We start from the raw sequence: 16,765 nt of genomic DNA, 5'->3' as shown, positions 1-16,765 counted from the left end.
TTATATTATTAAAAATAAGCATAAAAAAAACCGCCACTTATGCGTGACGGATGAATTCACAAACCTTTAAAATTTAAGTATTTTTCTTAATGATGCTAATTTTTTCTCGGCTTTTTCAGCAGATTTTTTAGAATTAAATAGAATGTTGAACATCGAATTTCCCCCTAGTGATGATGTTATTTATTAAGTTCATTTTATAATGTTGAATAAAAAAATACAACAATATTGTATACCAAATACCAAGATTTAATTAAAAAGTGGCAAATTTGTGACTGAATTCAGCCGGAATTTCTCTTTTGGTATACCTTATTTTAAGTTAGGGTGATGATATGCAAAGATTTTTATTTTTTTTAGTGATTTTATTGTATTTACTCTCCGTGCTTCTTCCCCAGCTGGATATTGGGGTTATCTTATCCGTTTTAAGTCTAATCATTGTTCTGTGTACGCTTTTCCAAGCAAAACGATTTGTTAAAATATTAGGCAGTACCTTTTTGATTCTGGGATTGATTTTATTATGGACAAGCGGTGCCCGCTGGCAGGAATATATCCTTTCCTTTGGTCCCATGCTCGATTTATTGACGATGTTTACCTTAGTCCCTATTTTAGGAATCCCTATTAAACTGGGGGGTTACAGCGGTGGAATTCAAACGATGATTCAAAAAAAGGTAAAAACCTCTGGCCAACTTTATATGATTACCTCTGGTTTTTCATACTTTTTTAGTATTTTTATGAATCTTGCAACATTGCCGATGACCTATTATTCGATTCGGCCTTCATTAGATATTATTCCAGTCCAAAATAAAGAACGGTTTATGAGCCGTGCGATTACCCGAGGGTTTGCCATGCCGTTACTATGGGCACCTGTTACCCCGATTGTCGGGATCGTAATCACGATGACGGGAGTTAGCTGGGTTTCGATTCTCCCGTATGTCATTCCTCTAAGTATTGTTGGGATGGGAATGGACTGGTACCTAGGGGCACGCAAATCAAAAATAATGATCCAAACACAGAAAAACCTCACTGCCCATGAAACAGCAGCTGCCGCTGAACCAAGTCAAATAGACCGTTCGCGAAGAGTTTTTCAAATATTACTGGCAATCATCATCTTTAATCTAGTTATTTCATTAGTAGAAAGAAAGTTTCCTTACCCCTTCTTAACACTCGTTTCTTTAATGGTTATCCCTTTTTCCTATACATGGTCTTTATGCTTAAAGCAAGGTAAAGAGTTTGGTGCCCATTTATTTCAGCATTTTCAATCGTTTTCAGTAGGCATGAAGGATCAATTCTTTATTTATTTATCGGCTGGCTTTTTTATCTCGACCATCAATGTTTCTCATACAAATGAATGGTTGGATCGCTTGGTAATTCAGTTTATTCATGTGGCGGGAGTAGAAATCTTTTTGATTTTGCTGCCCCTAATTCCTTTAGGTTTTGCTTTTCTCGGACTACATCCAGCTGTGTCACTTGCATTAATGACCGAAGGGCTCAATCCTGAGGTAATCGGTATCTCACCGCCTATATTAACAGTTGCAATGTTAGCGGGTGCGGTTTCTTCCTTTCTTGTGGGACCGTATAATGCCACACTAGGGCTCATGTCCAACATTGTGAAGGAAAGTTCCTATAAGGTATCAAATTGGAATTTATCCTTTGCCGGCCTATATATCGGCTGTGTGATGGTGTACCTATTTGTCTTACAATTGTTTTTTTCTTAAATGAGCATTAATAAAGCAAGGAGGAGTCAATTTGGTTTGACTCCTCCTTGCTTTGCTTGCACTTCTTTTACAATATCCATCGCAAAATGGCCAAGATTTCCTTCACTATAACTACGAATAACTTCAGGTGCTAAGGAAGTTAAGGCTCTTTTCACATATTCAGAGGAAATTCCTTTCCCAGAAAAATCTTTTTCAATTTCGATAGCTGCTTTTATGGCATAATAGGTTGCAAGTTTATTAACCTCAGTTAAACAATCCTCACGATCCAATTTTATCTTTCCTAAAGAATGATAGAGGTCCTCTATATTCGCTGGTAATGGAGTCTCTGTAATAAACAAGCCATTGCCATGATCCAATAAATCTTTCCAATGACCCATAAATTTCACCCCATGAATGTTTAGGGCTGGAAAGCTAGTTTTTATTTCTTTCGTATAAAGAGCGGTTGCCATATTAATGAAATGGGTTGATACATCAATCTTTAAGCTTGAAATAAAAGGTAACACCTGCATGGCTGGTATAGCTAATATTAACACATCCAATTTGGTTAATTCTTGCTCTGATAAATAATATCCATTTTGAAATTGCTGAACGAAATCTTCCGCCTTCTTTTTCACGGGGTGATAAATCCCTATCGGTATGCTGTTTCGATGCCAGTGCGTCATCATCGCATTCCCTAGTTTTCCGATTCCGACTAAACCTGCTTTCATTGACATCCTCCTTTCTTCATTCATTGTTTGCTGTTTCAATCCTCATTCTATTCAAAACTATACCAAACATGCGAGAAAAAAGGGCTTCCAAAAATCAGTCCATGACTGATTTTTGGAGGGCCCCAATGTCTACCAAATTATGACTGCTAAAATAGTGGCTAAGAGTAGTCCCGATATTACTGGTACAAAGTTTTTCCTCGCCAGTTCCAGTGGTGATACTTGTAAGAAGCCTGCAACGGCTACAAGAGATGACCAAGCAATCAGCGTTCCACCACCGCTCCATACTGCACCCATTTGACCAATGGCGGCCATAACGGAAGGATCGATGTGACTTCCTGGAGCGATTGCTCCTGACAATGCACCAGTTAATGGAAGACCAGCAAATCCAGATCCATCTAATCCGGTAATGATACCAACTATTAAAATACTAATCGCTGCAAAAAGTGGGCTATGCGGAATATAATTTTGTCCAGCTTGGATTAAATCAAATAGAAATGCCGGTTTTGCTGCCTTATCACCTAAAGACAGGATAGCCCCTGAAAAATCTCCGCTTCCCATAAAAAAGTAGCCTGCAATCGGTATCACCGGTGCCATGGCCTTGAAGGCAAAAACAAAACCTTCGGTAATATGTTCACTAATTTTATCAAGCGCATGAATTCGATTAAAAGCAATAGTAGCTAAGACTAATAGAATAGTGGCAACACCGCCAATGAATGCGGCACCGTCCCCGCCTTCAAATCCAGATCCACCGCCAATTTTTGTCTGGAACATAAAAATCATAACAGCTAACATGGCTAGAGGTACAATGACAGCGAAAACTTTTCCCCATGTTTCTTTTCTTTGGACGATATCAGCAGTCTCTTCTGCAGTCGCAGCAAGTTCTTCAGCCACATTAAAAAATGCTTTTTCTTCAGTATTAACGTTACTGACAGAACTAGATTTCTTAGTAATCGCCTTTCGATGCGTGACATAAACAATCGCTAAAGCGCTTAATCCTGTAATTATAGAAAGAATGAATGCCTTATCTGATACGGCAGCTTTATCAATACCCGCTGCTTTTGCACTTAGCATTGGCGCTACTTGCATGATATAGTCTGAGGAAAGAGCCATCCCTTGACCTGCGATAACGATTACCATTGCGGAAGTCATGACAGGCAATCCTGCACTTACTGCAGCAGGAACTAACAAGGCACAAATTAATGGAACTGCTGGGGTTGGCCAGAAAAAGAGCGAAATCACATAGGTTGTGACCATTAAAACTAAATAGGAAACATGTCCGTTTACCATTATTTTCTGAATCGGCACGACCATCCTTCTATCTGCCCCTAGATCCTTCAGAGAATTTAAGAGACCAATCATAATCGATATGATTAAGAAAATACTAAATAGTTCCTTAGCGGCTACAAGGTTAGCATTAAAGACAGCTTGAAAGCCTGCAATTAAACTACCTTTATATACGGCTGCCACAATAAAGGTCCCTACGATAAGAGGTAATACAACACCTTTTCGGAATAGCATAATAATAATGACAGCTGCAGTGACAATAAGGTAAACCCAATGAGCTAATGTTAATTCCATATATCCCCCTCCGACTTTTAAAAAAATTTTCAGCTAAATTTGTATCAAATGTTCTGCTTGAAATTTTCTGAAAGGTGGTATGGTGAGGAGAAATGATTCGTAAGCGCTTCCACCAAAGATGTCGGTCTCTCTTCTCAATTACCCTTTTACTGTTAACTGATTGAATACTTAAAATTGCTATTACGATAAAAAGGAAAAAATTAATAAGTAAGGTGAATTTTGTATTTTGTGGATTGTATACCGAGATAATCCAAAAAAAATAATCTTTACCCCTGGATTAACTCATTTTTGACGAACTAAACTTTAAACTATTAATCTTCAAAAACAGAAAAAAACGCCGCCAATACCAACATCGCTTTATTCTAATAATGAATATGTATGAATGATGAAGATTCCCCCCTCCTTTTCACTATATAGCCAGTGTTAACTATATAGGTTGAAAATAATATAACATTAACACCTTGAATACGCAACAATATTTCGAAAATTTAGACGTTTATTTATATTCAAAATTTTCTTCTTGATTTTCAGCTTTTCATCCGTTAAAATGTAGAAATTAATGGTATATAGTATACCAAATAATCAATATTGAGGAGAATCAAAAATGCTAAAAGCTGGGATCATTGGCTATGGAACACTTGGAAAAAGTATTGCTGAATATATCCATTCAGGACAGGCTGGAGATGTCATCCTTAAGTCTATTTTAGTTAGAAAACAGCCTAATCCTTTGGACAATTTGCCAGAACACTGTACCATAACAACGGATCAAGAAGCATTTTTCAATCAAAATTTAGATATTATTATCGAAGCTGCTGGCCATAATGCTGTTAAACAATATGGCGAAAAAACTCTATCCTCTGGAAGTGATTTAATCCTCTTATCAGTAGGAGTATTAGCAGATAACGAATTTTATGAATTATTACAGGAATCAGCTACAAAAAATATGAAACAAATAATTATTCCATCTGCCGCTATCGGTGGATTAGATCGGATTGCTGCCGGAGTATTAGGAGAAATTGACGAAATCAAACTCATTACACGAAAGCATCCAAGAAGTTGGTACGGTACGATTGCAGAGGAAAAAGTAAATCTTGCCACTATCACTGAGCCTTATTGTATTTTTGAAGGAAATGCCCGTAATGCCGCCAAGTTATTTCCTGAAAATGTAAACGTATCTGCGGCCTTAAGTATCGCAGGAATTGGTTTCGAAAAAACGAAGGTCCAAGTATATGTGGATCCAACTATTCAATTGAATACTCATACGATCCATGCGAAAGGCGAATTTGGACAAGTTGAAATATCCGTCCAAAACAAACCATTCACTCAAAATCCTAAATCAAGTCCAATTGTAGCCATGAGTGTGGCGAAAGTGTTAAAAAACATGACAGCACCTGCAGTTATCGGACTATAAAAATTTTTTATAATCAAATAAAGAAAAAAAGAAAACTCCACCAGCAGTGGAGTTTTCTTTTACCCTTTACGCTTTTCTTTTGCTTGCTGAACTGCCTCGATATAGGCCTTTTTAGAATTTTCTATATGGATCTTGGTCAAGAATTCAGCCATTTCTATTTCTTGATTAACGATGGCCTCCATTATTTTCAAGTGCTCTTCCATTGACTGTACCGCACGGCCAGGATTTTTAAATCCTGTTTTTGCAAAAGCACTAATATAATCAGACAAGCCACTCAATATTTCATAAAGCTTCGTATTTTTAGCGGAACTGTATAAAAGATGGTTCAATTCACCGTGTAAATGTGAAAAATCAGCTTCATTTTCACTTGCTAAACCATCTTCAATCTTTTTTATAAGGGCATTAAATTTACTTTTTGTTTCCTCATCTAATTTTTGTGCAGCTAATTTTGCAGCCAGAACTTCTAAAGATGATAGGATCGTAAAAACTTCAATGATTTCCTTTTCAGAAATATCAGCAACAATAACACCTTTTCTCGGCACTGTTTTCACAAATCCCTGTGATTCTAATCTAAATAAGGCTTCCCGAATTGGCGTGCGACTAATATTTAGTCTTTCTGCTAGTTCACGTTCCACCAGCCGGTCACCTGTTTTAAATTCACCTTCGAGAATAAGGTCTTTGATGTGGATATATACCCGTTCCCTTAATGAGATTAAATTTTCCTCTGTCCAATTGTTCCCCAATATTTATCACGCTTTCTCTCTATTTTAAATTGTACCAATTATAACCTACCAGCTTCATTCATTTCAAATAATTTGGATTAATCTTCCACGATAAATAAATTCCTAATTGACAAAGGTTCTTCTAATACTGCTCGTGAAATAATCTTAGTGATAATTTCAGCAAGCTTTATGACGGTAAAAAGTCTCGTGCTATTTAAGGATTGGACAGGCGAATAGGAATCAAGACTATTTACTACTGCTTTCAAGTGGTAATCCCCTATCGCCGGCAATACTTTATTTAAGGCAGAACCCGGAATAAGTGGACCTTGTTTCAAAATAATTGAACCAATTTGGTTTTTATCACCTAAACAAGCATCAATTCCTAAGATAAACGGTTCAAGATGTGTCTGATTAATTTTATTAAGGATTTTATGAATATTTAACGCATGAACTGGCTCTTCCAATGTACCATACACAAATATGGGGAGATTGTTTTCTTTCAACATGGATCCGACTATGGGACCGAGTGAGTCTCCTGTTGAACGGTCTGATCCGACGCATATAATAATAATATCAATAGAAGTCTTATTTAACACTTCTTTCAGTTTAATGGCTATTTTTTCAATTTCTTTTTCCTCAGTTACTTCTTTTATAGATAAATAACTGGGGTTAACTTCATGTTCCATCATTTTTTTCTTAGTTACAAAAGGCCACATCACCATCAACCTCTTTCTGGCTGTTATTTGGATTCTGTTTTAAGAATCATGATGACTAACCTTGCTTTAGTCGATATACTTTTATTTTATTATAGATAGTGTTTATCCTTCTATATGTCTGGGAAAAAAAACAGCTGATAACTCTCTAGTTCACAAATCTGTAACATTTAAAAAAGTGCCTTCAACATCCATTTTAGGATGTTGAAGGCACTTTATGTTAAACCCAATTATCATCACCGTTACCCGAATTTTCAAAATCATCATTATCTTGGAGATCATCTTGATCATTGTTATCGAAATCGTCATCGCGGCCGTCTCCATCCCAATCTGACGGCTCATTCCCTCTGCCCTGTCCAATTTCCTCCTGCAGCTGGTCTATTTCATGTTCCTGAATGATATTTTGATCCATAAGTTCCTGCATAATTTCATGATCTTGTAATTGCTGTAATGCATGAAACTGATCAAAACCGATTCTGCCTTGATTAAACAAATAAGTCAGTAACGCCCCCGCTGCCATTCCTCCGGCAAATGAACCTATTCCGCCAAATCCACTATGCCCTGGACCAAAATTCCCACGCGGTTCATAATAGTCCCTTCTAGGTTCATAAACCTGTGGACGATTCCGCTTGGTAAGCGGCCGAATAATCAGAAAATATACCAACAATATAATGATAACAATACCAATAAAAGCCATTCTTTTTCCATCCTTTTATTATAAAGTACCTTAATAAACTTTACATAATAGGAGAATTTCATTCAAGAACCCCATCTTAAACGACTGCTGGCTTTAACAAAACCTCTACTAAGCGATCCATGCCAAGCTTTATTTTATCAGGAGTAGAGTGGCTGAAATTTAAGCGGAACGTGTTGTGTTTAGGCTGGTCAACATAAAAAGGAGCACCAGGGACAAAGGCTACACCTTTTTCAACAGCTTGGGAAAGTAAACGGGTTGTATTTAATTCCTCATTCCCTTCTACCCACAAAAACATTCCGCCTTTTGGTTCTTTCCATGTAAACAAGCCGGGCTCAAGCTTATTCAAATAATCTCTCATAATGGTCATTCGATAATAATACTCATTTCGAATTTGCTTGATATGCCCATCTAGATTGAAATCACGCAATAAATAATATAATGCTTGTTGATCAAGGCTGCTGGAATGCAAATCATTCATTTGCTTCGCTTTTGTCATCATTTGCACCACTTCTGTTGGTCCAGTCACCCACCCTGTTCTAAGAGCTGGAACGACTGACTTTGAGAAGGTACTGGTATAAATAACATGACTTTGCTGCTTGTCTAAAGCTGCTACGGGTTGATATTGCTCCTCATAATGAAATTGGATATCTCCGTATGGATCGTCCTCAAGTACTAGTACATTATATTTATAGCAAAGATTTAATAATTTTTGACGTCTTTCATTACTCCATACCTTTCCATCCGGATTAGAAAAAGTTGGTATAATATAAACAAATTTTGGGTGGTATTGGTCCATTTTTGCCTCTAAATCATTAGGTTCCATTCCATGCTCATCACTGCTGACAGAGATAACATTTGCTCCGTAAGATCTAAAAACCTGCAGGGCTGATAGATAAGTAGGATCCTCCGTAAAGACAATATCACCTGGACTTAGCATAATCCTTGAAAACAGGTCAATAACCTGCTGGGAACCCGTAGTAACCAAAATGTTTTCAGGTATAGATGCAATCCCTTTTTGGGCCATTTTGGTTTGAATGGCCTCGCGAAGTGGTGTGAAGCCTTCTGTTAAACCATATTGCAAGGAAGATTTTCCCGATGCGAACACCTTTTCATATGCAATTTTAACTTCCTCAATCGGAAAAATGTCTTCAGCTGGCAATCCCCCTGCAAAAGAAATTACGTGGCCTTGTTGGGTCACCTTTAAAATGTCTCTTACCGCAGAAGATTCATAGGTTTTGGTTTGAGGTGCAAATGGATAATTCAAAGTAAGTCGCTTCCTTCTTATTAATTTAGATTAGTAATATTGTTATAGTATAATATAGCAATCAGATAAGCAAGTATAATATTCTAAATATTTAGAAAAAAGCGCTTTCAATTTTAATAAATTAATAATTGCTAGTTTTCTGGAATGGTCCATATAAAAAAACAGGGAGTTTATCCCTGTTTTCAGAACATCATTTTACTCATGAAAATTAGTACCGTCTGTAGTTGCATTAACTATGCCAGCACGTATGACAAAGTCACCGAAGTTCTCTCCATCTTCACGTTCCTTCGCAAAGCGTGAAAGTAAAACTCGAAGTTCACTTAAAATTTCTTCTTCACCAATGTTTTCACGGTACATTTTGTTTAAACGACTACCGTCAAAGGCAGCGCCGAGGTACATATTATATTTCCCAACGGCTTTACCAATAAAAGCAATTTCACCAAGCCCAGGACGTGCACATCCATTTGGACAACCCGTCATGCGAATCGTGATTTCTTGGTCGCGCAAGCCGTTTTCATCCACTATCTTTTCGATTTTATCCATCAGTACAGGAAGATAACGTTCTGCTTCCGCCATGGCTAGTCCACATGTTGGCAGAGCCACGCAAGCCATCGAGCTGCGGCGCAATGCTGAATAATATTTCCCATCAGTCAAGCCATATTGCTCAATCAATTCGTTAATCTTTTTCTTTTTCTGGCTTGATACATTAGCAATAATCACGTTTTGATTAGTTGTTAAACGGAATTCACCATTATGGATTTTAGCAATTTCACGTAAGCCGGTCTTTAGCTTATAATCAGCGAAATCCTTAACGCGTCCACCCTCGATAAACAAGGTTAGATGCCATTTTCCACCCACTCCCTTGACCCATCCGTAACGGTCGCCGTTACTGTCAAAATGGTATGGCTTTGCTTCATCCAGACTCCAGCCTAAACGGTGTTCCAGTTCTTCCTTGACTGTTTCCAATCCAAGGCGATCAACAGTATATTTGAAGCGGGCATTTTTACGTTCAGAACGGTTTCCGTAGTCACGTTGAATCGTAATCGTTTTTTCAGCCACATCATAAAGCTGTTCAGGCTTACAGAATCCGATTACTTTTGCCAGCTGCGGATAGGTCGCTTTGTCTCCGTGAGAGCTGCCCATACCGCCGCCAATTGCTACGTTAAAGCCGATTAGTTTCCCATCTTCAACTATCGCAATGAAACCCAGGTCATTTGAAAATACATCAATATCATTTGTTGGAGGAACTGCGATCGCAATCTTAAATTTACGCGGTAAATAGAGCGGGCCATACATTGGTTCGACCTCATCCACTTCCGGCGTTCCAGCCACTTTTTCTTCATCAAGCCATACTTCATGATAGGCTCTTGTCCGAGGCAGTAAATCATCACTCAGCTTTTTCGACCATTCGTATACTTCTGTATGGATTTCAGATTGATATGGATTAGAACTGCACAGTACGTTCCGGTTTACATCGCCGCATGCAGCAATCGTATCCAAAAGAGTCGAATGGATTGTCTGAATTGTATTCTTCATATTCCATTTTAAAATGCCATGCATTTGAAACGTCTGACGTGTAGTGATCTTTAAAGTGCCGTTTGCATTTTTATCTGCCAACTCGTCCATCACTAGCCATTGGGCCGGTGTCGTAACACCGCCCGGCAAGCGGACACGCAGCATAAATTGATACGCTGGTTCAAGCTTCTGTTTTGCTCGTTCATTGCGTAGATCCCGGTCATCCTGCAAATAGCTTCCGTGATGCTTCATCAAACGATTATCATCATCAGGAATTCCAGCGCTTAAACGGTCAAGCATTACTTCCTTTAACGATCCACGCAAATAGTTGCTTTCTTCCTTAATGCGCTCAACATCACTAGGCTTTCCTGCTGGCGCGGTTAAAGTTTCGTTCACCATGTTGAAAAAACTCCTTTCAATCCAAATCAGTATACATCACGCTGATAACGTTTTTGCTGTTGTAGCTCGGCAAGGTACGCTCCCGCGTTTTCACGACTCATGCCGCCTTCTTTTTCAATGATATCAAGAAAAGTATTATGGACATCGTGCGCCATATGTTTCTCGTCACCGCAAATATAAATCACTGCGCCCTCTTCCAGCCAAGCAAACAATTCCTTACTTTGTTCAAGCATGCGGTGTTGTACATACACTTTTTTATCTGTGTCACGAGAAAAAGCAACATCCATTTTTGTCAGGACACCGTTTTTCAACCATTTCTGCCATTCAGTCTGATAAAGGAAATCGGTCACGAAATGCTGGTCACCGAAGAACATCCAAGCTTTTCCTTCCGCTCCCGCTTCTTCTCGCTCCTGCATAAACGAACGGAATGGTGCTACACCTGTCCCTGGACCGACCATGATAATCGGTGTATTCGAGTTAGCAGGAAGCTTAAAGTTTTCATTATGCTGAATAAATACAGGCAGAGTGTCACCAGACTGCAGACGTTCTGCTGTTAAAATCGAACAAACACCTTTTCGTTCACGGCCGTGGGCATCATAACGTACGGCACCGATTGTCAAGTGCACTTCGTCTGGGCTCGCAGATAAACTGCTTGCAATTGAATATAAACGAGCTGGGATTTTCCGAAGAATCGACACAAATTCTTGAGCTGAAGTACCCCATACACCATAATCACGAACGAAATCCACTAAATCACGTCCATGAATATAGGTTTTTAATTTTTCCTCATTTCCTGAAGCTAAAAGCTCCTGTAGGGTTTCATTCCCTGATAACTCCGCCACCTTTTGTAGAAGTGGTTTCGTTAGAGTCGTAATTTCATAGTACGATTTCAAGGCTTCTTTGAGAGAAAGAATGTCCCCTTGTTTATTGAGAGTTACCCCTGTCTCGGAATCCCATTTCAATTCTGCTAATAGCAGTTCAACAAGTTCAGGTTCATTTTCAGGATAAATTCCGAGACTGTCCCCTGGTTCATAAGAAAGTCCAGAACCTTCAAGCGAGATTTCAAGGTGGCGCGTTTCTTTATGGGATCCGCGGCCATTTAAATTAATATTTTCAAGAACTTCTGCTCTAAACGGATTTGATCTGGAATATACAGATTCAACTACATTTGCTGCTGCGGCCTCAACAGGTGCTGCATTACTGCCCTCAGTTTCACTTAAGCTGCTAAGTACTCCTTGAAGCCATTCGGATGCAGGTTCATCGTAATCAACATCACAGTCAAAGCGTGGATATAACCGTGTGCCTCCGAGCTCCTCCAAACGGGAATCAAATTCTTTGCCTGTTTGACAGAAAAACTCATAAGAACTGTCTCCAAGTGCCAAAATTGAAAAATGGAGGTCATCAAGCTTTGGTGCTCTTTTACTATGCAGAAACTCATGAAATGATAGGGCGTTGTCAGGCGGATCCCCTTCCCCATGTGTACTAACGATAATAAGAAGATTCTGGACCTTTTTAATATTATTGGCTTTAAAATCACTCATGGAAGAAATAATTACTTTAAATCCGTTCCCTTCAAGCTGCTTGCCCGTCTTATTGGCAAGACCTTTAGCATTCCCGGTCTGTGAACCATAAAGGATGGTCACATCTTTTGAAATATTCTTTCCAGTACTTTGATTTGGAAGAACGGATGTTTGTGCATTTAATGCACCAAAAGCTAATGTCGATGATGAAGCAGCCAGATATCCGCTAAGCCAAACTTTTTGAGATTCTGTTAATGTTGGCAATATACGGTTAAGGAGTTCTGCCTGCTCCTGATTAAACGGACTGTTCAATACTTGAAGTTGCAACAAAATCACCCCACAAAGGTAAGTATCATTTTTTGAAATTTTAAATTCATCTGACAAAAAATTGATTAATATTATAATAGTTTTACTATTCCTATAAGTCAAGTCGGTTTTAATAAACTTTCTCTGTAATAAAAACTTTACCGAAAGACAAGGAATTAGTAAAATAAATATTAATAATCAGAACTATTAAGATTACTAATAATAAGGCGGGATATTTTTGTATTATGAAGAGTTAAAAACATTTGTTACCCTTGCAGAGGTTAAAAATTTTACCAAGACCGCGGAATTACTTCTGATGTCCCAGCCAAGTGTCAGCCTTCATATAAAAAATCTAGAGAAAGAGTTCCAGACAAAATTATTTCTCCGATCTCCAAAATTCTTACAAATCACACCGACCGGAGAAATTTTATATGATCGTGCCAAGCAAATGATCACCATATACGAACAAACGAAACAAGATATTTTAGAGCATCACGACTCCATTAAAGGGGAATTAAAGATTGGCGCTAGTTTTACCATCGGCGAATACATCTTACCTTCGTTGCTGATTGATATTCAAAATGATTATCCTGAATTAGACCTTCAGGTCATAATCGGAAATACGGAGGAAATTGTTCAATCTGTTCGCTTGTATCATGTTGATATAGGCTTGATTGAAGGCCAAACCAATGAAAAAGAAGTTTCTGTTCATTCATTTATGCAGGATATGTTATTTATTATTGCATCAAACAATCATGAACTTGTGAAAAAAAAGGAAGTGACGATGGAAGACCTTCAGAATCAAGCATGGGTCTCCAGGGAATTAGGTTCAGGTACAAGGGAATATCTCAATCATGTAATCCGATCGAATGGTTTGAAGGTGAAATCCCTTCTATCGATTAGCAGCAGTCAGGGTATAAAAGAAACACTAATAAATGGAAAAGGGTTATCGCTCCTTTCCCACAGTGTGATTGAAAGAGACGTTCAACAGGGACTTCTTTCTATTATAAAGGTAAAAAACCATCAATTTACCCGCACTCTTTCCTATATTATAGCGCCTATTATGGAAGATAATAGGAATGTAAAAACCTTTATTAGTGCACTAAATAAAAAATGGACAAACAAAGGAAAAGGATAGAAAGAGCTTCATGCTCAAACTATCCTTTTTTAATTATTCTCGTTACGGCAGGATTTTTACGTTTACACGATGAATATGTTAGGAAAATATTTTTTAGTGCCTTAATGGATGAAAGGATGTTAGCATTGCAAAAAGGAAACGGCTTTCACATTATTCGAGTACCAATTTCCACACCTACATTGCTTCCGCATACGACCACTAATTGCTATTTAATAGGAAACAGCCAGGAAAGTATTTTAATAGATGCGGGATTTGATCAACCTAACACAAAAATAGATTTAGAGAATGCAATAAGAGAAAATGGCCTTGCCATTCCTAAGATTATCATACTGACACACTGGCACCCGGACCATGCCCCAGGTGTTCGTCAATTAGTCGATTGGGATCCTATTGTTTATTGCCATCCTCTTGAAAAACAATTGACCCTTGAAGCCATTTCACCTTGGAGTAAATTATCCTTTTTGAATGAGGGTGATATTGTTCCTGTAGCTGGCCATAACTTAACCATTCATCACGCCCCAGGTCATACAGTGGGTCAATTAAACCTCTATATACCGTCTGAAAAGGTTCTCCTTGCCGGAGATAATATTGTTGCGGAAGGAACCTCATGGATTGGTCCCCCTGACGGTGATATGTCGGACTATATTCGGACTTTAAATCGGTTAAAGCAATTGACCTTAACAAAAATCGGACCCGGTCATGGTGATTGGGTAACCAAGCCCTACGAGCAAATTGATTTTGTGATAAATCGTAGACTTTTTCGTGAAAACCAAATCAAGGAGCTTCTCGAACATCATAAGAGACTTACTTCAACTGAATTAACAAACATTATTTACGAAAAGCTGCCCCACCCTAGTATTTTTGATGTGGCAAAAAGAACCACTGAAGCACATCTAATTAAATTAATAAAAGAAGGTTTTGTATTGCTAGATCATTCCTTTTATTCACTAAAAGATTAGTTTATAATCGTTGGCGTTAAATTCAGGCATAATGAGTTGAGCGTCATTTTGGTGGGCCACAATAGTTTTTAAGGAATGAATAGTCGGTGGAGGCAAAGAAATCTTCCCATTATGATAATTTGATAAGGCATCGGCTGGTGAAATCCATTTTGCGTCGCTAATTTCATTCTGATCGGGTTTTGGATGCTGTCCTTCTGGAAGCTGAGCAATAAAAAAACGAGTATCAAAGCGGATCTTACTAACATTTGGTGTAATGATATGCCCGAAATATTGTAAACTTTGCAGATTAAATTGAAGTTTTTCGTTTTTTAACATTTGCAAGAAAGTAATTTCACCATTCAAGAGCTGACGGCGGTATTTCCTTTCTTTTTCAAGATCCATAAGAATTGCGGAACCGTCTTCAGCGCTGCAAAGTAAAATTCCTACTTCTTCAAATAATTCCCGTGCAGCGGCAACGTAATAAGCAAGTTCAAAAGATTTATTCCGACTTCCTACTATTTCATTTTGAAAATCTTGGACTTCATCCCCCTTGTCTACAGCTCCTCCTGGGAAAACATAAACTCCAGCCATAAATTTCATAGTTTCAGGTCTTTTTGTCAAATAGACCATAGATTGTTGATTCATTAAAACTACTGTTGATGCAGGTCTTGGAAATGCGCTCATTTTTGGACCACCTTTGTTTCTAAGTTTATTACTTGTTATATTCCACTAATTACATCCATTTCCCTTCCATTAAATAAAAAAGCACACTGTTTCCAGTATGCTTGATAGTGTTTACGATGCAATTTTTTAAATTACGGGCGCTTCCATACCCATATGAACCCATTCTTCCCTAGCAGGACCATAAACTCCAGGAACGGAGATTCCAGCTTGACGCATGAGCACTGTCATTTGTCCGCGATGATGAATGAGATGTTTAAGGAAAAGTGAAAGGGTTACAGCTTTTGGCATTTCCATCCCAAACACATTTTTTATTTCCTTTAAGTTTTCGTCTGTCCATTGCTTTTGAACGCCCTCTATCGTGTCAGCGCTTACTTTTCGAAAAGCTTCAGCGATTTCTTTTGCTGATGATGGAACTGTGTTTTCATTTTCCACCATATCCACTTTAATTCCGAACTCATTCAGCATTCCGGGTGTACTTGTTACGACATGCCAGGCAATTCTCCCCAAACTGCGGTCATCCGGCGACACCATTTGCTGAAGGGAACTATCTGTCAGCGCATCCATGAGCTTTTGTGTTGAAGCAGCTTCTTGATTCCATTCTTGAATAAATTCATTAATCGAAGTATACATAATCTTTTCCTCCACTTTCAATTTTCACCAAAATATGGCGCTTAAAGTATAGCATTGGAAGAGAAAATTTCATAATGATCCCCCCTTAGAAAGGTAAATTCTGGTGGCCACGTTCCTCCAAATTTCGTGCAGTCTTACTTAATTCAACATCCTTCTGGTCTTTAAACGTTCCCAGCATCACATCATAAACTGGATTGGTAACACCATACCAGTAATTTTCATTTTTGAAATGATGCCATAAATGAACTTTTTTGATCCAGCGTCCCCACGATGTTGGAGGTTGGATGGGACGATGAGCGATATAATGCACCCATTCATAATAGAGCAAAAACAGTATTACTCCCGTAATAAAGGCATTCGTCAAAACTAGATTAGAAGTAATAAGGTAAACAAAAACACCTGCCACTAAAATGTTAGGTATGCTGTACCATAATGGCAGAAATAACAAATGCAAATTATTCGGATCTGAATGATGGTCATAATGCAACCGTTTAATCAATTTTAAAAAGAATGCATTTTTTGGAGTTTTTATATGGAAGAGAAATCTGTGTGTCGTATATTCGCTCACAGTGTATCCAACTATACCAAGGATAAAGGCAATCCATGTGTTTAAAGCAGTCATGTGGGGAGCAATAAAAATAAGGCAAATACAGAAGATAATGCTCATTATCAAAATATCTGGAAAGGTAAAAAATTCTTTTAGGTATTTTTTCAAAAAAATCCCTCCCATCCTAAAATAACCAGTACTCTCTCGTACCGTAATACCAGAATATTATGGAAATAATTGTTTTTCAAGCATTTTTAGATAAATAGTTCAAAAGAATTAATGCT

The 16,765-nt window shown here is 38.1% G+C and carries 15 protein-coding genes; 4 read left to right on the top strand and 11 right to left on the bottom strand.

Translation table 11 applies throughout. From position 1 onward, the window contains the following. Positions 1–329 precede the first annotated feature (329 nt). Positions 330–1,712: a hypothetical protein gene (locus AC59HZ_RS15740; protein ID WP_496546747.1), complete on the top strand. Its 1,383-nt coding sequence runs from the start codon at positions 330–332 to the stop codon at positions 1,710–1,712. Positions 1,713–1,738: 26 nt separating this feature from the next. Here the strand turns inward: AC59HZ_RS15740 and AC59HZ_RS15735 are convergent, their stop codons facing one another. Both AC59HZ_RS15735 and AC59HZ_RS15730 read right to left on the bottom strand, forming a co-directional pair. Continuing rightward, positions 1,739–2,419 carry an NAD(P)-binding domain-containing protein gene (locus AC59HZ_RS15735; protein ID WP_496546746.1) on the bottom strand — a complete coding sequence of 227 codons (681 nt, stop codon included), beginning with the start codon at positions 2,417–2,419 and terminating at the stop codon, positions 1,739–1,741. 129 nt (positions 2,420–2,548) lie between these two features. After that, positions 2,549–3,997 carry a hypothetical protein gene (locus AC59HZ_RS15730; protein WP_496546745.1) on the bottom strand — a complete coding sequence of 483 codons (1,449 nt, stop codon included), beginning with the start codon at positions 3,995–3,997 and terminating at the stop codon, positions 2,549–2,551. A gap of 604 nt (positions 3,998–4,601) precedes the next feature. Between AC59HZ_RS15730 and nadX the strand changes: the two genes are divergently transcribed. Then, positions 4,602–5,408, top strand: coding sequence for an aspartate dehydrogenase (gene nadX / locus AC59HZ_RS15725; RefSeq protein WP_496546744.1), 807 nt, complete (start codon positions 4,602–4,604; stop codon positions 5,406–5,408). Between the two features lie 59 nt (positions 5,409–5,467). On the opposite strand, the gene AC59HZ_RS15720 is transcribed toward nadX, so the two are convergent. The 6 genes from AC59HZ_RS15720 to AC59HZ_RS15695 all read right to left on the bottom strand — a co-directional run bounded on the left by AC59HZ_RS15720 (position 5,468) and on the right by AC59HZ_RS15695 (position 12,565). Next, entirely contained in the window at positions 5,468–6,151 is a 684-nt protein-coding gene (locus tag AC59HZ_RS15720) for a GntR family transcriptional regulator (protein WP_496546743.1), read from the bottom strand. 77 nt (positions 6,152–6,228) lie between these two features. Next, complete coding sequence (yyaC, locus tag AC59HZ_RS15715) at positions 6,229–6,846, bottom strand: spore protease YyaC (protein ID WP_496546742.1); 618 nt, start codon at positions 6,844–6,846, stop codon at positions 6,229–6,231. A gap of 217 nt (positions 6,847–7,063) precedes the next feature. Then, a complete protein-coding gene (locus AC59HZ_RS15710; RefSeq protein ID WP_496546741.1) occupies positions 7,064–7,540 on the bottom strand; it encodes a hypothetical protein in 477 nt (158 codons plus the stop codon). A 76-nt stretch (positions 7,541–7,616) separates the two neighbouring features. Next, a complete protein-coding gene (locus AC59HZ_RS15705) occupies positions 7,617–8,804 on the bottom strand; it encodes an aminotransferase-like domain-containing protein (RefSeq protein ID WP_496546740.1) in 1,188 nt (395 codons plus the stop codon). 195 nt (positions 8,805–8,999) lie between these two features. Next, a complete protein-coding gene (gene cysI / locus AC59HZ_RS15700) occupies positions 9,000–10,718 on the bottom strand; it encodes an assimilatory sulfite reductase (NADPH) hemoprotein subunit (protein ID WP_496546739.1) in 1,719 nt (572 codons plus the stop codon). A gap of 26 nt (positions 10,719–10,744) precedes the next feature. Beyond that, on the bottom strand, positions 10,745–12,565 hold the full coding sequence (locus tag AC59HZ_RS15695; protein WP_496546738.1) for an assimilatory sulfite reductase (NADPH) flavoprotein subunit: 1,821 nt from the start codon (positions 12,563–12,565) through the stop codon (positions 10,745–10,747). A gap of 217 nt (positions 12,566–12,782) precedes the next feature. On the opposite strand from AC59HZ_RS15695, the gene AC59HZ_RS15690 reads away from it, so the two are divergent. Together AC59HZ_RS15690 and AC59HZ_RS15685 are read left to right on the top strand one after the other, a co-directional pair. Then, positions 12,783–13,682, top strand: a complete 900-nt coding sequence (locus AC59HZ_RS15690; protein ID WP_496546737.1) for a LysR family transcriptional regulator — start codon at positions 12,783–12,785, stop codon at positions 13,680–13,682. Positions 13,683–13,786: 104 nt separating this feature from the next. Further along, positions 13,787–14,641: an MBL fold metallo-hydrolase gene (locus AC59HZ_RS15685; RefSeq protein WP_496546736.1), complete on the top strand. Its 855-nt coding sequence runs from the start codon at positions 13,787–13,789 to the stop codon at positions 14,639–14,641. On the opposite strand, the gene AC59HZ_RS15680 is transcribed toward AC59HZ_RS15685, so the two are convergent. The 3 genes from AC59HZ_RS15680 to AC59HZ_RS15670 all read right to left on the bottom strand — a co-directional run bounded on the left by AC59HZ_RS15680 (position 14,630) and on the right by AC59HZ_RS15670 (position 16,664). After that, positions 14,630–15,304 (bottom strand): NUDIX hydrolase, encoded by a 675-nt coding sequence (locus tag AC59HZ_RS15680; protein WP_496546735.1) that lies wholly within the window; start codon positions 15,302–15,304, stop codon positions 14,630–14,632. The two genes, AC59HZ_RS15685 and AC59HZ_RS15680, sit on opposite strands and share 12 nt — an antisense overlap. A 126-nt stretch (positions 15,305–15,430) precedes the next feature. Continuing rightward, a complete protein-coding gene (locus AC59HZ_RS15675) occupies positions 15,431–15,934 on the bottom strand; it encodes a DinB family protein (RefSeq protein WP_496546734.1) in 504 nt (167 codons plus the stop codon). Positions 15,935–16,019: 85 nt separating this feature from the next. Then, on the bottom strand, positions 16,020–16,664 hold the full coding sequence (locus AC59HZ_RS15670) for a sterol desaturase family protein (protein ID WP_496546733.1): 645 nt from the start codon (positions 16,662–16,664) through the stop codon (positions 16,020–16,022). Positions 16,665–16,765: the final 101 nt, after the last annotated feature.

This window comes from Neobacillus sp. DZ-9 (genome assembly GCF_059587065.1).
The sequence above is the reverse complement of the archived record's forward strand: the minus strand, read 5'-3'. Positions and strand labels throughout refer to the sequence as shown.

Bases quoted from the DNA above. Each gene is read 5' to 3' on its own strand.
- AC59HZ_RS15670 (WP_496546733.1), bottom strand. From the start codon at position 16,664: ATGGGAGGGATTTTTTTGAAAAAATACCTAAAAGAATTTTTTACCTTT.
- AC59HZ_RS15735 (WP_496546746.1), bottom strand. From the start codon at position 2,419: ATGAAAGCAGGTTTAGTCGGAATCGGAAAACTAGGGAATGCGATGATG.
- AC59HZ_RS15685 (WP_496546736.1), top strand. From the start codon at position 13,787: ATGGATGAAAGGATGTTAGCATTGCAAAAAGGAAACGGCTTTCACATT.
- AC59HZ_RS15675 (WP_496546734.1), bottom strand. From the start codon at position 15,934: ATGTATACTTCGATTAATGAATTTATTCAAGAATGGAATCAAGAAGCT.
- nadX (WP_496546744.1), top strand. From the start codon at position 4,602: ATGCTAAAAGCTGGGATCATTGGCTATGGAACACTTGGAAAAAGTATT.
- AC59HZ_RS15730 (WP_496546745.1), bottom strand. From the start codon at position 3,997: ATGGAATTAACATTAGCTCATTGGGTTTACCTTATTGTCACTGCAGCT.
- AC59HZ_RS15710 (WP_496546741.1), bottom strand. From the start codon at position 7,540: ATGGCTTTTATTGGTATTGTTATCATTATATTGTTGGTATATTTTCTG.
- AC59HZ_RS15740 (WP_496546747.1), top strand. From the start codon at position 330: ATGCAAAGATTTTTATTTTTTTTAGTGATTTTATTGTATTTACTCTCC.
- AC59HZ_RS15680 (WP_496546735.1), bottom strand. From the start codon at position 15,304: ATGAGCGCATTTCCAAGACCTGCATCAACAGTAGTTTTAATGAATCAA.
- cysI (WP_496546739.1), bottom strand. From the start codon at position 10,718: ATGGTGAACGAAACTTTAACCGCGCCAGCAGGAAAGCCTAGTGATGTT.
- yyaC (WP_496546742.1), bottom strand. From the start codon at position 6,846: ATGTGGCCTTTTGTAACTAAGAAAAAAATGATGGAACATGAAGTTAAC.